This window comes from Jeotgalibacillus terrae (assembly GCF_016908195.1).
In the GTDB taxonomy this organism is placed as follows: Bacteria; Bacillota; Bacilli; order Bacillales; family Jeotgalibacillaceae; genus Jeotgalibacillus; species Jeotgalibacillus terrae.
In genome coordinates, this window is the sequence record NZ_JAFBDK010000017.1 from 47,701 (window position 1) to 64,979 (window position 17,279).

General features: G+C 43.2%; 11 protein-coding genes. 5 read left to right on the forward strand and 6 right to left on the reverse strand.

Annotation, left to right across the window (positions count from 1 at the left end):
• Positions 1-279: 279 nt before the first annotated feature.
• Genes glgB through JOD21_RS15140 form a run of 5 tightly spaced genes read left to right on the forward strand, consistent with a single transcriptional unit; the run spans position 280 to position 8,171 of the window.
• Positions 280-2,145 carry a 1,4-alpha-glucan branching enzyme gene (gene glgB, locus JOD21_RS15120; protein ID WP_239581628.1) on the forward strand — a complete coding sequence of 622 codons (1,866 nt, stop codon included), beginning with the start codon at positions 280-282 and terminating at the stop codon, positions 2,143-2,145.
• 16 nt (positions 2,146-2,161) lie between these two features.
• Complete coding sequence (locus JOD21_RS15125) at positions 2,162-3,319, forward strand: glucose-1-phosphate adenylyltransferase (RefSeq protein WP_275579605.1); 1,158 nt, start codon at positions 2,162-2,164, stop codon at positions 3,317-3,319.
• Positions 3,316-4,344, forward strand: coding sequence for a GlgC family sugar phosphate nucleotidyltransferase (locus JOD21_RS15130; RefSeq protein ID WP_204730428.1), 1,029 nt, complete (start codon positions 3,316-3,318; stop codon positions 4,342-4,344). The genes JOD21_RS15125 and JOD21_RS15130 overlap by 4 nt, the downstream gene beginning before the upstream one ends.
• Positions 4,341-5,780, forward strand: coding sequence for a glycogen synthase GlgA (glgA, locus tag JOD21_RS15135; protein WP_204730429.1), 1,440 nt, complete (start codon positions 4,341-4,343; stop codon positions 5,778-5,780). The genes JOD21_RS15130 and glgA overlap by 4 nt, the downstream gene beginning before the upstream one ends.
• Before the next feature lie 3 nt (positions 5,781-5,783).
• The gene (locus JOD21_RS15140) at positions 5,784-8,171 is read left to right on the forward strand and encodes a glycogen/starch/alpha-glucan phosphorylase (RefSeq protein WP_204730430.1); all 2,388 of its coding nucleotides are present in this window, start codon (positions 5,784-5,786) and stop codon (positions 8,169-8,171) included.
• Positions 8,172-8,640: 469 nt separating this feature from the next.
• Here JOD21_RS15140 and JOD21_RS15145 read toward each other — a convergent pair whose 3' ends face one another.
• The 6 genes from JOD21_RS15145 to JOD21_RS15170 form a co-directional block, all read right to left on the reverse strand.
• Positions 8,641-9,855, reverse strand: a complete 1,215-nt coding sequence (locus JOD21_RS15145) for a CamS family sex pheromone protein (RefSeq protein WP_204730431.1) — start codon at positions 9,853-9,855, stop codon at positions 8,641-8,643.
• An 8-nt stretch (positions 9,856-9,863) separates the two neighbouring features.
• Positions 9,864-11,876 carry an NAD-dependent DNA ligase LigA gene (gene ligA / locus JOD21_RS15150; protein WP_204730432.1) on the reverse strand — a complete coding sequence of 671 codons (2,013 nt, stop codon included), beginning with the start codon at positions 11,874-11,876 and terminating at the stop codon, positions 9,864-9,866.
• A gap of 12 nt (positions 11,877-11,888) precedes the next feature.
• Positions 11,889-14,108: a DNA helicase PcrA gene (pcrA, locus tag JOD21_RS15155; RefSeq protein WP_204730433.1), complete on the reverse strand. Its 2,220-nt coding sequence runs from the start codon at positions 14,106-14,108 to the stop codon at positions 11,889-11,891.
• Positions 14,109-14,168: 60 nt separating this feature from the next.
• Positions 14,169-14,846 (reverse strand): heptaprenylglyceryl phosphate synthase, encoded by a 678-nt coding sequence (gene pcrB, locus JOD21_RS15160; RefSeq protein ID WP_204730434.1) that lies wholly within the window; start codon positions 14,844-14,846, stop codon positions 14,169-14,171.
• Positions 14,847-14,977: 131 nt separating this feature from the next.
• Complete coding sequence (locus JOD21_RS15165) at positions 14,978-15,295, reverse strand: YerC/YecD family TrpR-related protein (RefSeq protein ID WP_204730435.1); 318 nt, start codon at positions 15,293-15,295, stop codon at positions 14,978-14,980.
• A 76-nt stretch (positions 15,296-15,371) separates the two neighbouring features.
• Positions 15,372-17,105, reverse strand: coding sequence for an adenine deaminase C-terminal domain-containing protein (locus tag JOD21_RS15170; protein WP_338032911.1), 1,734 nt, complete (start codon positions 17,103-17,105; stop codon positions 15,372-15,374).
• Positions 17,106-17,279: the final 174 nt, after the last annotated feature.

The following is a 17,279-nucleotide window of genomic DNA, read 5'->3' on the forward strand; positions in this document are numbered from 1 at the left end:
TTCGGATCAGCCGTTTTTTATTACAGTGAATTTCTGAATAATTGTTTCAACTGCAAGTGATTGGGGAAAATTTCATTATTGATCAATACCGTTTCACTGACTGTTAGTTTTGAACACTTATTACATATCACCCTTAGTTGTCACTTGAAACAATGATATACAAATGCAAACGCTTACTTCTGAATTTTCAAAATTTTTATCGAAAATTCAGATTCCACAAGGACTTTATTGTGTTAATGTTGAAATTGTATAGACGAATATATAGAAAGGATGGCGCACATGGATCAAACAATCAGTGATTTTGACATTCATCTTTTCCATGAAGGAACCCTTTATAACGCTCATCACACTTTCGGCGCACATCTTGAAAAGCAGAAGAAGAAAGTAACAGGTACAAGATTTACTGTGTGGGCTCCCCATGCTCAAGCCGTATCTGTAACCGGCAGCTTTACTAACTGGGAAACAGGAAAGTATGAAATGACACGTGTAAATCAGGAAGGAATCTGGACATGTACAATAGACCGGGACCTGACAGGAGAAATGTATAAATACGCTATTACCACTGCTTCCGGTGACCTGATTCTGAAATCTGATCCGTATGCTTTTCATTCTGAATTGAGACCTCAGACAGCTTCAGTCGTTTATGACCTCTCAGGATATAAATGGGGTGATCAGTTATACCGTCAGCGCGTCCGCAAGCGCAGACCAATCTATGAGAGGCCGCTCTCTATATATGAACTGCACCTGAATTCCTGGAAACAAAAAGAAGACGGATCTTACTTTACTTATAGAGAATATGCTGATGAATTAATTCCATATGTAAAAGAACATGGATTCACTCATATTGAGTTACTTCCCTTAACTGAACATCCCCTTGATGCCTCGTGGGGATATCAGGGTACAGGATACTTCTCCCCTACCAGCCGTTTTGGCACACCTCATGACCTGATGTACCTGATTGACCGCTGTCATCAGGAGGACATAGGCGTTTTGATGGATTGGGTGCCCGGGCATTTCTGTAAAGATTCGCATGGTTTATATATGTTCGATGGGGAACCTTTATATGAATATGATTCCTTTAACGATCGGGAGAATCACGAGTGGGGAACAGCTAACTTTAATCTGGCAAAAGGCGAAGTCAGAAGCTTTTTAATTTCAAATGCGCTTTACTGGATGCATTTTTACAGAATTGATGGGTTAAGAGTTGATGCTGTGGCTAATATTATTTACTGGGCCAATAGCGAACCTGAGACGGCTAACCCTTATGCAACGGAGTTTCTTCAGGAGTTAAATAAAGCGGTCTTTAAGGAAAATCCGCGGTTTCTCATGATGGCAGAGGATTCCACAGACTGGCCAGGTGTCACAAAACCTGTGCATGAAGGCGGTCTTGGCTTTAATTATAAATGGAACATGGGATGGATGAACGATGTGCTTGATTACATGGAATATCCTCCATTTGAACGGAGACACCATCATCACAAGCTCACTTTCTCACTTGTGTATGCATATTCGGAGAATTATATTCTACCCCTTTCACATGATGAAGTGGTACATGGAAAAAGGTCTCTTCTTCACAAAATGCCAGGTGAATACTGGGAAAAGTTCGCACAGTGGCGATTACTTCTCAGCTATCTGATCACTCACCCAGGGAAAAAGCTGTTATTTATGGGTGGTGAGTTCGCCCAGTTTGACGAATGGAAATATGTTCAGGGTCTTGATTGGTTCCTGAAAGATTATGATGCACATCATCAGGCAGACCACTTCTCAAAAGAGCTGATGGACTTTTATCAAAACCATAAAGCATTACATGAGTTTGATCACGATCCTCAAGGGTTTGAATGGATTGATGCAGATAATGCAGAACAGAGTATTTATTCCTTTATCAGAAAAGGAAAAAGAAAAAGCGATACATTAATGGTTATCTGTAACTTTACCAATGTCACCTACGATCATTTTGAGATTGGTGCACCTTTTGAAGGTAGATGGGAAGAAGTATTCTCAAGTGATCTTCAGCAGTTTGGTGGTACAAACCTGTTAAATCAGTCAGCAGTAACTGAAGAAAAGCCGCTTCACAATAAAAAACAGTCTCTCACTGTAAAGATTCCACCTTTTGGCGTAACGATCTGGAAGCCGGCAAAAAAATAAAGAGGAGCGTGACATGATGGTAAAGAAGAAATGTGTAGCAATGTTATTAGCAGGAGGACAAGGAAGCCGCCTTCATTCCCTGACAACGAAAATTGCCAAACCGGCTGTGCCGTTTGGCGGTAAATACCGCATTATCGATTTCACGCTTAGTAATTGTACTAATTCAGGTATTCACACGGTTGGAGTGCTCACACAGTACCAGCCGCTCGTTCTGAATTCATATATCGGAATTGGCAGCGCATGGGACCTTGACCGCCGTAATGGCGGGGTAACTGTTCTCCCTCCTTACACAGAAGCAAGCGGAGTTAAATGGTACAGCGGAACTGCCAACGCGATCTATCAGAACCTGAACTATATCGAACAATATGATCCTGAGTATGTGCTTGTACTTTCAGGAGATCACATTTACAAAATGGATTACTCAAATATGCTTGATTATCATATCCAGAATGAAGCGGAAGCGACGATTTCAGTCATTGAAGTTCCTTGGGATGAAGCAAGCCGTTTTGGCATCATGAACACAAATGATGACCTGGAAATTCTGGAGTTTGATGAAAAGCCTGCTGAGCCAAAGAATAACCTGGCTTCAATGGGTATCTATATTTTCAACTGGAAATCACTGCAGAAATACCTTGATCAGGATAATCTGAATGAAGAATCTTCCCATGACTTCGGAAAAGATATCATTCCTTTATTCCTTAACGAAGGAAAGCGCCTGATGGCCTATCCGTTTGAAGGATACTGGAAAGACGTCGGAACAGTAAAAAGCCTGTGGGAAGCGAATATGGATCTGCTTGCAGAAAATCCTGGGCTTAACCTGTTCGATCACTCATGGAGAATCTATTCAAGAAACCCGAATCAGCCGCCTCAGTATCTTGCCGCTTCATCAGAAGTGACAGATTCACTCATTAATGAGGGATGTGTGATTGAAGGAAAAGTCTCACGCTCAGTCATTTTCCAGGGTGTCTCCATTGGAACAGGTGCTTCTGTGCATGAGTCAGTTGTTATGCCCGATGCAGTAATCGGAAAGAATGTAACGATCACAAAAGCAATTGTTCCAGGTGATATCACTGTTCCTGATGGTGTTACGATTTCACCGGCAGACGGAAACGAGGAAATTATCCTTGTCACACAAGAATTAGTCGAGAAATTAAGAAAGGATGTGACAGCATGAGCCGTTTATTAGGAGTCATTGATGCAGCCACAGTAATGGGAGGACTTCAGGATCTGACATTGAACCGCTCTGTTGCTTCCATTCCTTTTGCAGGGCGATACCGTTTTATTGATTTTGTTTTATCCAATATGGTGAACTCGGGTGTGGACAGTGTAGCCATTTTCCCAAAGCATCAGTACCGTTCACTGATGGACCATATTGGTTCAGGTAAGAATTGGGATCTTGACCGCAAAAGAGACGGTCTCTTCTTCTTCCCTCCTTACTTTGAGCCAAATGAAACGACCAGTATCGGATCATTTTCAAGACTGGAGCAGCACATTGAATTTTTCAAGCGCAGTCATCAGGATTACGTTGTCATTGCAAGCAGCTATGTGATTGCGAATATCGATTTTGAAGAAGCGCTGGCAGAACATTTAATCCATGACTATGATATTACTGAGGTTCAGCACAATGGAAAGTCTCTTGAGATCTATGTGATCAGTAAAGCACTGCTGATCGAGTTGATCGAAGGCAGACGCCGTTCACAGTTCATCAGTGTATCGGATGTAGTGAAACAGCCACTTCATAACTACAAAATCGGGGCTTATGATCACAAGGATTATACAGCCATTATTGATTCAATCCCTGCTTACCTGAAGCACTCAATGGACCTGTTGCGTCACGATGTCTGGAGCCGCCTGTTCACTCAGGACCGCCCGATCTATACAAAGGTTAAAGATGAACCACCGACAAAATACAGTTCCACTGCACAAGTCAGTAATTCAATGATTGCCAATGGAGCTGACATACGTGGAAGCGTCGAAAACAGCATTGTGTCGAGAGCCGCTAAAATCGGCCAGGGTTCAAAGGTTAAAAATTGTGTCGTTATGCAGAAATCTCAAATCGGAAATGACTGTTCACTCGAATATGTCATTCTCGATAAAGACGTTAGAGTACTTGATGGCACTTCATTAAAAGGAACTGCTGAACAGCCGCTTGTACTCCGTAAAGGAAGCGTACGTGAAGCAGCAATGGTGAAATCATGAAGGTATTGTTTACAGTTTCTGAATGTGCGCCATTTGCAAAATCAGGAGGCCTCGGCGATGTCGCCGGGGCTCTTCCTAAAGAGTTAATCAAACTCGGAGCTGATGTGCGGGTGATGCTGCCGAAGTACTCAACGATCTCAGAAGACCTTCTCCTAAAAGCAAAAAAGGTTAAAACGTTTTATGTAAATGTCGGTTGGAGAAGGCAGTACTGTGGAATTGAAACGCTAAAGCATGACGGCGTTACCTACTACCTGCTCGATAATGAATATTATTTCAAAAGAAATGCACTGTACGGGGATTTTGATGATGGAGAGCGCTTCGCTTTTTTCAGCAGAGCTGCACTTGATGCGCTGCCGCTCATTCCATTCAAACCTGATGTGATTCATGCGCATGACTGGCACACAGGAATGGTCCCTTTCCTTCTCGACCGGCAGTACAGAACTTATCCTTTTTATAAAAATATAAAAACGGTCTTTACGATCCATAACCTGCAATTTCAGGGGCTGTTCCCTGAAAGTGTGCTTGGTGACCTGCTGAACCTTGATCACCGCTATTTCACTTCAGGCGAACTGGAATTCTACGGTGCTGTCAGCTTTATGAAAGGTGCCCTGTTAAGTGCTAATGCGCTGACAACTGTAAGCCCTACTTATAAAGATGAAATTCAGACCCCGTTCTTCGGTGAAAAACTTGATGGGCTGCTTCGCGACCAATCTTTTAAACTGAGCGGCATTTTGAATGGGATTGATACAGATGCCTATCATCCTGAAAAAGATACGTATATTGAAAAAAACTATTCATTAAAAACGTTAAAAGATAAGAAGAAAAATAAAGCTGCGCTGCAAAAAGAATTTAACCTTCCTGTCTCTGACCATATTCCTGTTGTCGCCATGGTGACCAGGCTGACCGAGCAAAAAGGACTTTCCCTTGTTAAAAGGGTGATGCATGAGTTATTAAATGAGCAAAACATGCAACTCATTGTCCTTGGAAGCGGCGATCCTGAATTTGAAAGCTACTTTAACTATTTAGCAGGTGCCTACCCTGAAAAAACCGGTGTCTATATCGGATTCAGCGAAGCGCTCGCTCACCGGATCTATGCAGGAGCTGATTTCTTCTTAATGCCTTCAATGTTTGAACCGTGCGGACTCAGTCAGCTGATTTCACTGCAGTACGGTACCATTCCGATTGCAAGGGAAACCGGCGGATTGAATGACACTGTACAGTCATGGCATGAAACTGAACATACAGGAAATGGTTTCACATTCAGTGCTTATAATGCACATGATATGAAGCATACAGTTGAGCGTTCGCTTTCACATTACAGCAACAGGAAAGTCTGGCCGCTTCTTCAGAAAAACGCAATGTCAGGCGATTACAGCTGGGCAAAATCAGCTGAGGAATATTACAGCCTTTATGAGGGACTCCAGAGGAGGAAATAATGCATGTTTACAGATAAAAAAGCATTTAAGGCAGCCTTTTTACAACGGCTTGAACAATCAAGCGGTTTATCATTCGAACATTCAACTTTACAGCACCAATATCAGACACTCGGTATGATGGTGCGGGAACATGTCAGCACGAACTGGATTGCATCGAATGAAGAATCACGTAAAGGCGACCATAAGGAAGTCTATTATTTATCAATTGAGTTCCTTCTTGGCAGGCTGCTTGTAAGCTCCCTGGTGAATCTGGGTGTCAAAGACCTGGTTGAAGATGGCCTGTCTGACCTGGGTATCAACTTAAGTGAACTGGAAGAAGCTGAAGCTGATGCAGGCCTTGGTAACGGTGGCCTTGGCCGTCTGGCTGCATGTTTTCTTGATTCAATGGCTTCTTTGTCACTCGCAGGTCACGGACATGGAATCCGATACAAGCATGGTTTGTTTGAACAGAAAATTGTAAACGGCTATCAGGTGGAACTTCCTGAACAATGGCTGAGAAATGGGAATGTATGGGAGATAAGGAAAGCCGATCTTGCTGTAGAAGTTCCTTATTGGGGCGAAGTCAAATGGACTGAAAAAAATGGCCGGATGATCTTTACCCATGAGAAAGCAGAAACGGTGCTTGCTGTCCCTTTTGATATGCCTGTTATCGGTTTTGATACAGAACGGGTGAATACGCTTCGTCTATGGGGCGCTGAACCTGCAAAACACTTCCCGCCACACAAAGACTTTATGCAATATAAGCGGGATACTGAGCAGATTTCAGAGTTTCTTTATCCTGATGATATGTCAGATGAAGGAAAGATCCTCAGATTGAAACAGCAGTATTTTCTGGTCAGATCGAGCCTTGAGAGTATTCTGCGTGACTATAAAGAAGACCATGATGATTTAACAGAACTTCATGAACACGTAGCGATTCATATTAATGATACACACCCTGCCCTCGCAATCCCTGAATTAATGAGAATTCTAATGGATGAAGAAGGTATGGGCTGGGAAGAAGCCTGGAGCATTGTCACAGGAACCATCTCTTATACGAACCATACGATTTTATCAGAAGCGCTTGAAAAATGGTCAGTCGATTTATTCAGACCCCTCTTCCCGCGTATCTTCCTGATTATTGAAGAGATCAACAGAAGATTTTGTGAAGATCTGTGGGAGGCTTATCCGGGTGACTGGGACCGCATCGAATCAATGGCTGTGATCGCACATGGATTTGTGAAAATGGCTCACCTCTCTATTGTCGGCAGCCACAGTATTAATGGCGTGGCGAGACTGCACACTGAAATTCTAAAAATGCGTGAGATGAAAAACTTCCATGAATTTTACCCTGACCGTTTTAATAATAAAACGAATGGTATCACACATAGAAGATGGCTTCTGCAGGCAAATCCCGAACTGACAGCCTTAATCAATGAGACAATCGGCACAGGATGGGTAAAGGATACTGAAAAGCTGAATGATCTTGTCAAGCACGCTGATGATGCTGCTTTTCAATATAAGATTGACCAGATTAAGCACGATAAAAAGCGTATACTGGCTGATCTGATCCAGGAGAAAAACGGGATCCAAGTCAATCCAGATTCGATCTTTGATGTTCAAATTAAGAGACTTCATGCCTATAAAAGACAGCTGTTAAATATTATGCATGTGATGCACCTTTACAACAAAATGAAAGAGGATAGCTCATTTAAGCCCCATCCTCAAACGTTCATTTTCGGGGCAAAAGCTGCACCAGGCTACCATTACGCAAAAAAAGTGATCAAGCTGATTCACTCTGTTGCGAACCTGGTCAATTACGATCCGGTTTCCAAAGACTACTTAACCGTCGTATTTCTGGAGAACTACAGAGTGTCACTGGCTGAAAAGATCATTCCGGCTACGAATATCAGCGAACAGATCTCGACTGCGAGTAAAGAAGCTTCAGGAACCGGAAATATGAAGTTCATGATGAATGGAGCATTGACACTTGGTACGCTTGATGGTGCCAACGTTGAGATCGAAGAACTGACAGGTCCTGAACACATCTTCATCTTCGGACTGACGGCTCAGGAAGTAATGAAATATGAAAAGCACGGTGGATATCATTCGTATGATTATTACCACGGTGATCCAAGAATTAAGAAAATCATCGATCAGTTCACTTCCGGATTTTTCCCGGACACGTTCTATGATTTTGAGATGATCTCTGATTCACTGCTGATGGAAAATGATCAGTATTTCCTATTAAAAGACTTTGATGCCTATGTACGTGCACAGGAAAAAGCAGCTGAAGCTTATCAGGATAAAAAACGCTGGCTGAATTCAAGTATTCATAACATTGCCCGCTCCGGGTACTTCTCAAGCGACCGGACGATCAGGCAGTATGCGGATGAAATTTGGGGGTTGTAGCATGAAAAGCGGAAGGCGCTCGTTCAGCTCCGACAGGCATAAGATGCGGAGCGGAAAACGGGTGAACTTTCCCGTTTACCGATGCGTAGCTTATGACCCGAGGAGCTAGCGCCTGGAGCTGGATCTAATGAAAAGCGGAGGCAGGCGTTTAGGGGCGTATGCGGTGGACTGAGGTGGATTGAGATAAAGGAAACACGGTGACGAAGTGAGCCGATGTTGACTTATCTTAAGGAACCGAGGGAACCGCACTAGCCCCTGCCTGCTGGAGCTGGATCTCGTGAAAAGCGGAGGCAGGCGTTTAGCTCCGACAGGTATAAGACGCGGAGCGGTAAACGGGCGAACTTTCCCGTTTACCGATGCGTGGCTTATGACCCGAGGAGCTGCCTGCTGGAGCTGGATCTCATAAAAAAGACTGAGACAAATTGTCTCAGTCTTTTTTCATTGCTCTACAAACAGTAAGCCTTACAGCTTACTGCTCATAAATATGAACAAATGGTTCTGTATCTTCAGGTTCTTTAATAATCAATGCCTCAGGGCCGTTGATTGATGTGATACTCACTTCAATATCAAAGTATTCAGGGAACAAATCAATTAATCTGCCGGCAATATATTGTGTAAAGCCGACGATCTCTGACTTTCCGTAAAATTGTATCGGAATATCAATCTTAAGATGTGAGAGCTGATCCCCACGGTACAGTCCTGTTCCAATTACGCTATTAAAGTTCGGAAAGTACGTTTCAATATCCTGTTTGAAATTCAAAAATGCTGTTTCGTCATTCCGGTAGCTTTCACGTGCTTCTTCTGAAGGGAACAAAACATAATTCTCGTTCATTGCATTCCATTCGCCAAGCTCGCTACTGCCCGCTTCAGCAGTTGAATATCCGAAAAAGTTACCCGGAATAACGGTGCTTTTTGGTTCCTGCTTAAACAGTGCGACAGTGACAGGCACATCAGCCAGCTCTGCTTTTTCAGGATCATTTGCTGCGATTTCACGGATTCTCGACACAACTTCAGCAGCGATCGCCTTTCCCTCTTCTTCAAGTCTGCTCTGAGGAATATTTTCTTCAAAGGTAGGACCATACGGATCTCCATCATTGTTGTAATAATACACAGAGTTCATTGCAAGCCCAATGACAATGCCGCCTAATCTGACTTTGGATTCATCTCCTGAAGATTTGACGAAATAGTTATGTTCAAGAATATGTGCGAGCAGAATCGGACTTCTTTCTGCACGTTCAGCACGTGATCCTTCGCCGTTATCCAGAGGATTTAATCCAATATTCTCTTCAGGCTCCATACCATACTCAGTAAGTTGTTCTTCAGTAAATTCACGATTCAGCCAGCTTGAGATTGTGTCACTCTCAAGAAATTGTCCCGCCTGAAAAAAATATTCTTCAGGTGAAAAATTCTGCTGTGCGACACGCATCAATCCATTTTCAAACTCAGCAATATCATAATTTGTGTTCAGGTTATTAACAACCATCCCTCTTGAAGGGGAAGGTTCATATGGAAGTAGCGTACGGTAATACTCATCAGAAATCTGGAAATTAGGGATAATCACCGTCTGCTCTTCACTGTCTTCTGGGGCATTTTCCTGCACGACTTCATCTTCCTGCTGAAAAGACGGCATACAGCCGCTCATCAGCAATGCAGTACCCGTCGCAGCGGCTAACCATTTTTTCATTTTAACTGCTACACCTCTTGTTTTCTTATTTCTTCGACCAGTCTATCTTCATCCCACACAGTGATATTTAAATCCTGTGCTTTCGTCAGTTTGGACCCTGCGTCTTCTCCGGCAATTAGCAGGTCTGTTTTCTTACTGACACTGCCTGTTACCTTTCCGCCCAACAGTTCTATTTTCTCTTTCGCATCACCGCGTGTCAATTGAGCTAATTTCCCGGTTAAGACAATTGTTTTACCTGAGAAAGCTGAATCAACTTCTTCTGCTTTTTTCTTTACAGGTCCGGTATAAGTAAGATTAACGCCGTTTTCTCTTAATTCTTCGATTAACTCAAGGACTTCTTCGTTCTCAAAGTATGTGACGATTGCATCGGCCATTTTGTTACCAATTTCATCAATTTGACACAATTCTTCAGCTGACGCTTCTTTTAATGCATCAACTGTATGGAAATGTTCAGCTATGGTTCTCGCAGCTTTAGCACCAACATGGCGGATCCCGAGACCAAAGAGCAGCTTTTCCATAGAGTTTTTCTTGGATGCTTCAATCGCATGTAACAGATTGTCAGCTGATTTCTCTCCCATTCTATCAAGACCGATTAACTGCTCCTTTGTTAAGCTATACAAATCCGCAACGTCCCGTATCAATTCACTCTGATACAGCTGGGCAATGACTTTTTCGCCAAGACCATCAATATTCATCGCGTTACGGGATACAAAGTGAGTCAGACCTTCCTGAAGCTGTGCCGGACATTTCGGGTTAAGGCATCTGAGTGCCACCTCGCCTTCGAGCCGCTCCAGTTCACTGTCACATGCTGGACAATTGGTTGGCATATGAAACTCTTTTTCCTCACATGTACGTTTGTCAGTAATCACACTGACGACTTCCGGAATAATATCCCCGGCTTTTTTAATTACCACATGGTCACCGATCCGGATATCTTTTTCACGGATAAGATCTTCGTTATGCAGAGAAGCGCGCTGCACAGTTGTTCCGGCTACTCTGACAGGTTCAAGCAGTGCAGTTGGCGTTACTACTCCAGTTCTGCCGATACTTAATTCAATATCACGCAGCACTGTTACGACTTCTTCAGCAGGAAATTTGTAGGCAATCGCCCAGCGTGGACTTTTTGCTGTAAAACCAAGCTCTTCCTGATGATCCAGTGAATCCACTTTGATAACAATTCCGTCTATATCATAAGACAAATCAGCTCTTTTTTCTGTCCACTCATGAATATAGTTCATCACTTCATCGATAGACTTACACATTCTGCGTTCCGGATTCGTTTTAAGTCCCATTTCATCAAGCAGCTTCATGCCTTCACTTTGCGATCTGACACCTGTGTCTCCGGGATCACCAATCGCATACAAAAAGATATCCAGATTTCTTGAAGCAGCAATGCGCGGATCAAGCTGTCTGAGCGACCCTGCAGCAGCATTTCTCGGATTGGCAAATAACGCTTCTTCTTTTCTCTCACGTTCTTCATTCAGTTTTAAAAACGAGGATTTCGGCATAAAGGCTTCTCCGCGCACTTCAATTGATAGTGGCTTTTTCAGGCGCAGTGGGATAGACCGGATTGTTTTCAGGTTTGCTGTAATATCTTCACCGACTGATCCGTCCCCCCTTGTAGCACCCTGGACAAACAATCCGTCCTCATAGCGCAGGGAAACTGCAAGACCATCAATCTTCAGTTCACAGCTGTACATCGCACCGTCCCCTGCTACCTCTCTTACTTTACGGTCAAAATCTTTCAGATCTTCTTCGTTAAAAGCATTGCCGAGACTGAGCATGGATGTGCGGTGCGTTACTTTTGAAAACTGTTCAAGCACCGCACCGCCTACACGCTGCGTCGGGGAATCTGAAGTAGCAAGTTCAGGGTGGTCTGCTTCTATTTGTTTTAATTCATTTAATAATTGATCGTATTCAGCATCAGGTACAGAAGGCTTGTCCAGTACATGATATTCATAATTGTACTGATTCAGCAGATCATGCAATTCCTGTACTCTTTTTTCAACAGACTCACTCACATACTCATCTCCTTAAGTGACTTTATTCACAGGTGCGAATTTTGCCAGCAGTCTTTTCACGCCGGTTGGACTTGGAAATGCGATATCAAGCTCCATCGAATCGCCTTCTCCTTTTACACTGACTACTGTTCCTGTACCCCACTTGCCATGCTGTGCTTTATCACCGACACTCCATCCCATATCACTGCCGCCTGTATTGCGCGCAGCCGGGCGCCTGACAGGTGCTTTTCTCGGGCTTGGTTTTGCAGGTGAGCCAAAGCTTCTGCCTGGAGAAACTGATTCTTTTTTCATTGGCTCTTCAAGCAGCTCTGCCGGGATTTCCGCGATAAAACGCGATACCGGATTCATATTTGTCCGGCCAAACAGCGTACGCATTTGTGCATTGGTAATAAACAGCTCTTCTTCTGCACGTGTAATGCCTACGTATGCCAGGCGTCTTTCTTCTTCCATTTCTGCTTCTTCCATCAGTGAACGGCTGTGCGGGAACACCCCTTCTTCAAGGCCCATTAAAAAGACCACGGGATATTCAAGCCCTTTTGCAGAGTGAAGTGTCATCAATGTAACAGCATCTGCAGGCGCATCATCCTTATCGAGCTGATCAATATCTGCAACAAGAGCAAGGTCCGTTAAGAAAGCAATCAGACTCTTATCATCACTTGCTTTTTCAAATTCTTTTGTCACAGATAAGAATTCATCAATATTCTCAAGACGGCTCTGGGCTTCAATTGTTTTTTCCGCCTGAAGCGATTCACGATAACCGGACTTGTCAATAATATCTTCTACTAATTCCGTCACTGAAAGATACTCCTGCATTTGAGTAAAGTTCTTAATGAACTCACGAAATTCAAGAACCGTTTTAGCTGCTCTTCCGCTTAGTCCAATAAAATCCGCAAGTTCGAGTGCGTTGTACATAGACATCTCGTTATCCCTTGCATAATTTGCAATTTTATCAAGAGAAGTCGAACCCACTCCGCGCTTTGGCACGTTGATGATTCTGATCAGACTGATATCATCATCAGGGTTCGCCACCAGACGAAGATAGGCAAGGATATCCTTGATTTCTTTTCTGTCATAGAACTTTGTCCCGCCGACAATTGTGTACTCAATATTTGATTTCATGAGTACTTCCTCCATCACACGGGATTGCGCGTTGGTTCTGTACAGGATCGCAAAGTCAGATGGCTTTCTCTTACCGGAGCGGACCATTTCGTTAATCGTTCCGGCGACAAACTGTCCCTCTCCCTGCTCACTGTCAGCGCGGACATATGTGATCTTCTGTCCGCCCTTTTTATCCGTCCAGAGATTTTTCGCTTTCCGGTTCGGATTGTTCTGGATGACAGCATTTGCTGCATCAAGTATTTTCTCAGTAGAACGATAATTTTGTTCAAGTAATATAACTGTAGCGTTCGGATAATCTTTTTCAAAGGACAGGATATTTGTAATATCCGCCCCTCTCCAGCGATAGATGGACTGATCGGAATCCCCGACAACACACAGATTTTTAAAGCGTGATGCCAGCTGTTTGACTAACATATACTGAGCACGGTTTGTATCCTGATACTCATCCACATGAATATATTGAAATTTGCGCTGGTAGGTCTCAAGCACTTCAGGTACACGCTCAAATAAGTGGATCGTCTGCATAATCAGATCGTCAAAATCAAGCGCCGAGTTTTTTCTCAGTCTCTTTTGGTACTCAGTGAATACTTCACTGATTGTCTGATCATAGTAACTGCCCGCATCCTTAGCGTATTGTTCCGGTGTTGTCAGTTCATTTTTCGCTGAGCTGATTGCAGATAAAATTGCGCGTGGATCAAATTTTTTCGGATCCAGATTTTTGTCTTTTAAAATCCGTTTGATAACAGACTGCTGATCAGTTGAGTCAAGGATTGTAAAATTGCGGTTATATCCGATTCTGTCGATGTCTCTTCTTAAAATCCTCACACACATGGAGTGAAATGTTGAAATCCATACATCCTCAGCCGCTCCGCCAAGTATGTTTCCTACACGGTCTTTCATTTCACGCGCAGCTTTGTTCGTAAAGGTAATCGCCAGAATGTTATATGGCGCTACTCCTTTTTCAATCATTAAATACGCGATCCGGTGTGTCAGTACTCTAGTCTTCCCTGAACCCGCTCCTGCCATAATCAGCAGAGGTCCATCTGTTGCTTTTATTGCTCTTGCCTGCTCCGGGTTCATTCCATTAAGCAGACGGTCTGTTAAAAATTGCATTGTCGCACCACCTCGAACGTTTGTTCTTATTATAGACCGGAATTCAGTTACCGGACAACTTTAATCTAAAACTGTTTTCAACGCTTCTTTTAAATCATCATAAATAATGTTGCCAACTACTATAACATCTGCAAAAGCTGCCATTTCACGTGCATCTTTTTTGTTTTTGATGCCGCCTCCGTAAAATAAAACCGTTTCACTTAACTCACTGCTTACTTTTTTCACAAGTGCAGGATCTCCATAGGTCCCGCTGTACTCCATATAAAAAACCGGAAGTGAAAACAGATGTTCAGCCATTCGTGCATATGCGATCACTTCTTCATCACTGATCGCTGCATCTGCTCCTGTAAGTGCTGCGGCCTTGCAGTCAGGATTCAGGATACAATAGCCTTCTGCGAGAATTTCTTCCCAGTTCATCAGATCTCCATGCTCTTTTACTGCTTCAAGATGCAGTCCTTTAAACCATTTCGGATCATTTGTATTCAACACGGTTGGGATAAAATATAAATCATAGCCTGGCGTGATTGCTTCAAGGGCAGATACTTCGAGTACACATGGAACTGTGTATCTGCGCACGCGCGCCATGAGATCTAATACATTTTCAAGTGTTACACCATCAGAACCGCCAACCATCACTGCATCTGTTCCAGATTCACAGATCTGCTCCAGGGCTTCATCTGATATTTCTTTATTAGGGTCCAGTTTAAAAACATGTTTCCATTCCCGGACATCGTACATGCCAAATCCTCCATTCGAACACTCATTATCCGTCCTATTATAGCACCGAAAAACGGTCTCTAAAAGAGAAGTGGGCAGGAAGTTCTGAACGAATCAAAAAGCCCCCTGATTTCAGGAGGCTTTGAGCTGACTTATTCTTTCTCTTGTCCGCTGTCATCACTCTGATGAACGCGTTCGAGTACCATTGCGTAAGTGTCATTACCGTAATTCAGGCAGCGTTTGACACGTGAGATGGTTGCGGTGCTTGCACCTGTTTGTGTTTCTATTTTATGATAGGTATTTCCATCACGCAGCATTCTGGCTACTTCTAGGCGCTGAGCAAGAGATTGTATTTCATTTATTGTGCACAAGTCATCAAAGAATCGGTAGGCTTCGTCTTTGTCTTTAAGTGAAAGGACGGCTTCGCATAGCTGGTCCAGTTCCTTCCCTCTTAATTTATCGATTTGCATCAGACAGATACAGCTCCTTTTAAAAGTATTGCAAGAGCAAACGTGTGCTCAGCTGAAATTAGGACTCTTTTACATTTTAACGCATTATCGTTGGAAAGAGTACCGTTTTCTTCTTTACATCATATATTCCCCGCTGAGTCACCCTTAAATAAGGTAAATGCGTTGAACTCAAAAACAGTAGTGTATAGACAGGATCATCAAAAGCATAGCCGCGATTATTCAATACGTTTCTGAGTTCCTTTTCCTGTTCAATCAGCGTTTCCATCGGCTGATCTGACATCACACCTCCAAGGGCAAGTGGAATCTCATGAAGCCTTTCACCTTTATCAGTCAGCACGATTCCGCCCCCGATTTCTTTCATTCTATTGAAGGCGTCTATCAGGTCCTGCTTACTTTTACCAATGAGCAGAATATCTCCTGTATTTGAAAATGATGAAGCAAGGCCGCCGAGATCAGATGCAAAGCCTTTGATCAGCGTACAGATCTTCCATTCGCCATGCCGGTCTAACAGCATCAGAAAGCTTTCATCATGATCTCTTGACAATTCATTGACACTGGCGTCAATTGATACCGAATAAGGTTTTGTGATGACATTGTTCACCATATTCATTCCACATGGCATTGAGAATTGAAGGTCATCATGGTCAATATCCCATTTAATATCAAGAGGCTGGATAGAAGACCAGTCAGGCTGGAATTCCTGCTCCTGCACGACCCCGTCTTTTTTAATCCACTTTCCTTTAGACATCACTGATTCCGGAACAGGATTTTTAGGATCGCTTAAAATATTTAATGTAGCAAGCCTGCCCGTTGCAATCATTCCCTGCATATAATCAAGGCGGTAATATTTTGCGACTGCATATGTTGCCATATGGTAAGCCTCAATCGGCTCAACACCCTCGTCGATTGCAATTTTGATCAGCTGATCCATGACGCCGCTTTCATAAAATGAAGGGCTTGATCCGTCTGTTGTCATCATCAGTGAGTCAAAGGAATGTAACTGCTTCTCCTTCAGCTCGCGGATCAGCTGTGCAAGATCCGGTCTGATCGATGAATGTCTTAATGTCACTGCAAGTCCCTGTTCAAGACGCTTCCAGACGTCATCACCTGTCATCGATTCATGATCACCTGTCACACCAAAAAGTGTCATTTTAGCGATTGTCTTCTCAGATGCCCCCGGCAAATGTCCCTCTACTCTTTTATAGCGGAGGCGTGCTTCCTGTACCCAGCTCAGGAGAAGGTCATCCCCCTCAGCAAGCTTCGGCCATGCAGTCAGCTCACCTGCAAGCAAAACACTCGGGTCATCTAGCCATGATAAAACCTCACCGTTAGTAAAAACATCTTCTTCATTTCTCAGCTCAGTCTGTGAATCTAATCTGCTCCACCAGTAATAGTTAAGTGGCGAAGCCTTAAACTGCTGCATAAAAGGAAGCGCTTTCTTTTTGTCGCATAATAAAAGCAGCATGAGATTATCCTGAATAAATGTTGTCGTTCCACGCGCAGCTGCATACTCACTAAAGCTTTGCGGGTTATACAACTGAAACGGGTGTACATGCGGTTCAATGTAGCCCGGCACGATCCATTTATCTTTCAGTTGAATGATTTCAGTACCATTCATTTTTTCAGGCATGCTGCTTCCTGCATAGACAATTCTGTCCTGATAAATCCATATATTACCCTTCATCCATTGATGAAGAGATGAATTAAGATAATGTGCGTCTGTCAATACGAGATCAGGAGATGCTGTCCCATCCAGAATAGAAGAATGGTCTCTCAAATGACTGATCTTCCAGGGGAATCTCTGTTCCACTCTCATCACTCCAATAATATCCTTAAAAGTTTCATTCATCTTACCATATTTTACGCGTCACCGCACAAAAGAAATGTGATTTTTTCTTGATAATGTGCATCGTTGAACATTATTTTAAAAAAGTATATATATGATTCCTGTTTTTTGATGAAAAAATTGATATGATGAAAAAAA

Excerpts from the sequence above, each read along its gene's own strand:
- glgB (WP_239581628.1), top strand. The coding sequence starts at position 280 with ATGGATCAAACAATCAGTGATTTTGACATTCATCTTTTCCATGAAGGA.
- JOD21_RS15125 (WP_275579605.1), top strand. The coding sequence starts at position 2,162 with ATGGTAAAGAAGAAATGTGTAGCAATGTTATTAGCAGGAGGACAAGGA.
- JOD21_RS15130 (WP_204730428.1), top strand. The coding sequence starts at position 3,316 with ATGAGCCGTTTATTAGGAGTCATTGATGCAGCCACAGTAATGGGAGGA.
- glgA (WP_204730429.1), top strand. The coding sequence starts at position 4,341 with ATGAAGGTATTGTTTACAGTTTCTGAATGTGCGCCATTTGCAAAATCA.
- JOD21_RS15140 (WP_204730430.1), top strand. The coding sequence starts at position 5,784 with ATGTTTACAGATAAAAAAGCATTTAAGGCAGCCTTTTTACAACGGCTT.
- JOD21_RS15145 (WP_204730431.1), bottom strand. The coding sequence starts at position 9,855 with ATGAAAAAATGGTTAGCCGCTGCGACGGGTACTGCATTGCTGATGAGC.
- pcrA (WP_204730433.1), bottom strand. The coding sequence starts at position 14,108 with ATGCAATTTTTAACAGACCGTCTGCTTAATGGAATGAACCCGGAGCAG.
- pcrB (WP_204730434.1), bottom strand. The coding sequence starts at position 14,846 with ATGTACGATGTCCGGGAATGGAAACATGTTTTTAAACTGGACCCTAAT.
- JOD21_RS15165 (WP_204730435.1), bottom strand. The coding sequence starts at position 15,295 with ATGCAAATCGATAAATTAAGAGGGAAGGAACTGGACCAGCTATGCGAA.